The organism is Vibrio genomosp. F10 str. 9ZD137 (assembly GCF_049974785.1).
In the GTDB taxonomy this organism is placed as follows: domain Bacteria; phylum Pseudomonadota; class Gammaproteobacteria; order Enterobacterales; family Vibrionaceae; genus Vibrio.
Window position 1 is genome coordinate 1 of the sequence record NZ_JBNGCJ010000502.1, and the last position, 4,786, is coordinate 4,786.

Consider the following 4,786-nt stretch of genomic DNA (forward strand, 5'->3'; position numbering starts at 1 on the left):
GTAAGACTCGGCAATCGCCACTGCCGCTTTCATCTCGTCATCTAAGTATGAGTTGTACTGCCAAGGGTCAAACTTCGACGACACGCCACCAGACTGGAACACTTTGGTGGACTGAGCACCTTGGCGATAGTTGTAATGCGCTTGCATTTTGATTTCATCAACACCGTTTGCATTGGACATGATGTTGAGGATTTCTAGATTTTGTGGCGAATCGGTTAGGCGACGAGATTGTAAGCCCACGTCTGCGTGAGAGCCGATAGGTGCGCCAGCTGCGTAAATACGCGGCACTTCTTTAAGGCGTCCATCTCGCTCCATATCAGTCCAAGAGCCATCTGCACCGCCTACATCGCGCACCGTGCTGGGGCTTGGTTTATCAGGCTATTTTAAAGGGTGTTTTTAAAGATTTTGCCGTCTTTCATAATTAGGACTGTCTCGGTTAGTTGGCAGCGGGATTCCGAGTGACTAGGGGATATCCATTAATTTACCTAGGCTTGGGTTAATAAATTCTTTTCTAGCTGCATTTATTGCTTACTTCTGCGCTAAATTCTCTTGCAATAAATTGGCTATTGGCGCGTCAATTTTCTTCGATTGCTCTGCAGTTCTTTTTTATCTCTACCCGCATTTTAGCTATTGCATGTTTATGTGTGGACTTGATCACTGCATAGCGATTGTTTTAGTTGTTATGTTTAACGCTATTATTCACTCGTCAACAACAAACCACCTATTGCGAGGATATAAAAATGACTAACTACAACAATCTACAAAACGAAGTGAATAAAGTTTCTGGGCTAACTTGGGATATCGCAGAAAAAGTTTGGGGCTTTGCTGAATTAGGCATGCAAGAGTATAAAAGCTCAGCATTACAGCGCGAAACACTAGAAAACGATGGCTTTACCATCTCTCACCAAGGTGTGGCAGGTTTAGAAACGGCTTGGGTAGCTAGCTACGGAAGTGGCTCTCCCGAGATTGGCTTGCTCATTGAGTTTGATGCTCTGCCTGATTTGGGTAATGCAACTACTCCTCACAAACAAGCTGCAGCATCAGGCAATAGCAATGGCCATGGTTGCGGGCATAACCTAATTGGCGCAGGTACAGTAGGTGCTGCTATTGCATTAAAAAACCATATGCAAAAAGAAGGTATCCCTGGCACCATCAGAGTTTTTGCTTGCCCAGCGGAAGAACTGCTTGCTGGCAAAAATTACATGGCAAAAGCAGGGGTATTTGATGACTTAGATGTATGTATCCACCATCACCCAGGCCCTGTAACAGTACCTTTTAATTTTCGTAGTACAGCCTCTATGGATTTAGAGATTGAATTTAAGGGAGTTACAGCTCATGCAGGTGCATCACCTTGGGATGGCCGAAGTGCCTTACAGGCTGCGCAACTTTTCACTCACGGCGTCGATATGATGCGCGAGCATATTATACCAAGCGCACGTATGCACTACATCATAGAGAATGGCGGAACTGCCGTTAATGTTGTCCCTGATTATGCAAAAGTGGTATTTCGCTATCGCGGGCCGAATGCTGAAAACGTTAAAAAACATATTAGCTGGATAAAAGATATTGCTCAAGGGGCTGCTTTAGCAACACAAACTCAGGAATCTATTTTAGTGTTAGCTGGCTGTTATGATTTGTTGCCTAATGACGTTCTAGCAGAGCGAATGTCACAACACTTAAATAACCACTTTCCAATTCAATGGAGTGATGATGAGCAAGCTTTTGCCAAAGTTATTCAAACTGAAATGGGGGTGCCTGCTGATGGCATGGCAACGGCAGTGCTACCAAAAGAGTGCACTATCGAAATGGGGGGCTCGTCAGATGTTGGTGATTTAAGCTGGATAATCCCAACCATTGGCGCGATGTTCTCTAGCTGGCCACAACATGTATCCGCTCACCAATGGGGGTGTACTGCAACGAATGGTATGGATATTGGTAAAAAAGGGGTGATACAAGCTTCGCAAGTAATGGCGGCAATGGCGTTAGACCTATTAACTTCTCCTGAGTTAATCGAACAAGCAACAGATGAGTTCATGAACAGAACGGGAGGAAAACCTTATATTAGCTTATGTGAAAAAGACACCTATCCAATTCGATAAAACCTAATCAAATAAAATATGCTTATGCCCCCTGTAGGAAATGACAGAGGGCAATTTTCTAGGGGACTAAACGATGCAAGATCTTAGTTATATTATCGCGATGCTAGGCACTGCCGCTTTTTCTATTTCAACCGTTTTATCGTTACGCTATGATGATGTTGATATTTTTGCAGTTTTAGTTTTTGGTACCGTCAGCGCGGTTGGTGGGGGAACACTAAGAGATATTATCATGGGGCAGCCTGTGTTTTGGGCTCATAGCATGGAATACCTAATGGTGGCGGCAGTCTCAAGCATTATTGCCTTTTTAATTCACTCTCTACTAGATAAGTCATACCTCTATAAAACCATATTATATGTGGATGCATTGGCGGTTGCTATGTTTGCAGTTCAAGCAACTTACAAAGCTTGGTCACTTAATTTTGGTTTACCTGTTGCACCAATTTGGATGGGAGTGATCACGGCTATTGGCGGAGGTGTAATTCGCGACACGCTGTTACAAAAAAAATCCTTATTATTGTCAAAAGAACTATATGCCATGCCCGTTATGCTAGGCTGTATGATTTTCGCCATAACATTAGTTTACTTACCAGAGATGGTCACGTTAAGCGCTCTACTCTCTATAGCACTGATATTTTTTATGCGCATACTCATTATTGAATTAAATTGGCAGGTGCCTAAATGGGCAATGCTACGCCATTAATCTAATTGCTCTGCATTGTCGCCAAGCCAGTTAACCAAAAAGGGACTTACGTGTTCTTTTACAGAGTTAAATTACTATCTGCTGTTATTTGTTTAGAACCTTCAATAAGTCTTTGTGATACATCAATTAACCCTTACTTTACTAATTTAGGAAAATCGTAACTCAGAAATGTCCAACTTTGTGCTAGCTAGTGAGGCTAGATCATGTTGCTAAACTTTGTTGTCACACTTTCTTTGGATAGCCACGTGAGCAACGAGTTTCGGAAGTAGAAAAGTTTCAAACTTGTCTTTTGGCAGCTTTGAGAATGTGGTTTGGCGAATTTGGTGGGCAACGGAATGAAAAAACCTCTTTGCTTATTACTTAGGGGGGGAAGCAAAGAGGCGACTCAGAATCGCGAGTAAAGAGTGACTCAATCGTACATAGAAATTAATCGCATAGTCATGTTTGGGGTGTGTGGACCAATGGTATAATAGGCGTCCCATTTTCTGGAAGGTCAGCACCAAAGTAGGCACTTACTGTTGCGCCGACATCTGACATGGTTGCACGTACGCCAAGATTAAGTGCCTGTTGACCTTTTTTGTAGGCCAGTAGAGGCACCTGCTCGCGCGTATGTTTGGTATGGCCGATAAACGGGTCGTTCCCATGATCGGCCATCACAACAAGAACGTCTTGATCGGTCATTTGTTCCATCACTCTACTAAGCCCGCGATCGGCTTTTTCTAATATCTTCCAATACTGTTTGGGATCTTGTTGGTGGCCTGCAAGATCTGTTTCTTGGATATTGGCGCAAAAGAAGCCGTGGCTTTCTGTGGAGAGATCGAGATTCAGCAGACGAAACACTTCATTGGTATCGACGACAGATGTGTAGGAGGTTCCATGCGGGTTTTGTACAATATCGGCCACTTTTCCATAGAGCCAAGTATGAACCCCTTGGTTGTGGAGCTGCCACGGGACTTGAGTTTTGGCGTCTACACCGTAGCCTAAATGAGCGACTTGAAAGCCTTCATCGTAAGCGCCACTATCTGGGGAGTTCACCCCAATATATGTTGGTTTCCCATCCACATCATTTTTTATTTCAATGGCATTGAATACCCGTTCCATGGCCGCGTATTTTTCTTCATTAGAGTGCTCAACAAAGGGGAGGTCGGTGTTCAGAATGCCATTCGTTTCATCGCTAATATTGCCACCAAATGCGATATTTCGACTGACCGGATTGGCGCCTCTTACTACCGCTGCGATTTCGAGTAACTTGTTAAAAGTGACGATGTTGAAGTTACACGTAAGGTTATAGACTTGGCCTAAATCTGCCTCGAGATTGTCACCAATGACAATGCCTTCTTCTACGACAAGAACCGATAATCCTTGCTGAGTATGTCGAACCGCTTTGTATCCGTGGTTAAGTAGAGCGGCTTCAATGTCGGGTAGTGCCACTTGAAAAGCCTGCTCTAATGGCGGCTTTGGCAGGGTGCCCATGATTTCCTGATGCCCCATAAACGTGTCCCCCCCTTGATGGGCGAGGTTGGACCGTCCAGTGTTGGCCAGTGGGTTGGCTAACATGATTGAAGCTGGGTTATCGACCACATTCTGTAGACCAAGTTTTTCGAGTACTGGCAAGCGTTTTAGAGGGAAATGTGCGAGTAATTTACTCGCAGTGTTCGATCCACAATCTTGTGGTCTAACGAGGGCGACATCGGGCATTTCACCCACACCAAAACCATCCAATACAACGATAATGAATCTAGGCATAGGTCACCTCATTTCCTAATGAGTCGTAAAGCCCAAGGATACAAGGCTGTGCGGTTGATACTCCTCGAACTAAAGCCACATCACTGCGTGTGACGAAAACCTGAGTGCGATAAGCCATGATCACTGGATCGCCGATCGGGTAATGCCCAGGTATTCGCAGGTGATAATCAATGCTGTCGGTTTCGTCGTTAAAGATCGCTGTGCGTTCACTGCCATGAGCACTGTAAACGCGTGCATTTTC

General features: G+C 44.4%; 3 protein-coding genes and 2 pseudogenes. 2 read left to right on the top strand and 3 right to left on the bottom strand.

The window, feature by feature from the left end; genetic code table 11:
• Nucleotides 1–354 (bottom strand): annotated as a pseudogene (locus tag ACP45E_RS12175) (amidohydrolase family protein); the annotation flags it as partial.
• Nucleotides 355–740: 386 nt separating this feature from the next.
• Here ACP45E_RS12175 and ACP45E_RS12180 point away from each other — a divergent pair.
• Together ACP45E_RS12180 and ACP45E_RS12185 are read left to right on the top strand one after the other, a co-directional pair.
• The gene (locus ACP45E_RS12180) at nt 741–2,099 is read left to right on the top strand and encodes an amidohydrolase (protein ID WP_017038281.1); all 1,359 of its coding nucleotides are present in this window, start codon (nt 741–743) and stop codon (nt 2,097–2,099) included.
• 73 nt (nt 2,100–2,172) lie between these two features.
• The gene (locus ACP45E_RS12185; RefSeq protein ID WP_017036394.1) at nt 2,173–2,799 is read left to right on the top strand and encodes a trimeric intracellular cation channel family protein; all 627 of its coding nucleotides are present in this window, start codon (nt 2,173–2,175) and stop codon (nt 2,797–2,799) included.
• Nucleotides 2,800–3,237: 438 nt separating this feature from the next.
• Here ACP45E_RS12185 and ACP45E_RS12190 read toward each other — a convergent pair whose 3' ends face one another.
• Together ACP45E_RS12190 and ACP45E_RS12195 are read right to left on the bottom strand one after the other, a co-directional pair.
• On the bottom strand, nt 3,238–4,545 hold the full coding sequence (locus ACP45E_RS12190) for a phosphopentomutase (protein WP_017038280.1): 1,308 nt from the start codon (nt 4,543–4,545) through the stop codon (nt 3,238–3,240).
• A pseudogene (locus ACP45E_RS12195) lies at nt 4,538–4,786 on the bottom strand (YhfX family PLP-dependent enzyme); the annotation flags it as partial. The pseudogene ACP45E_RS12195 and the gene ACP45E_RS12190, both read right to left, overlap by 8 nt.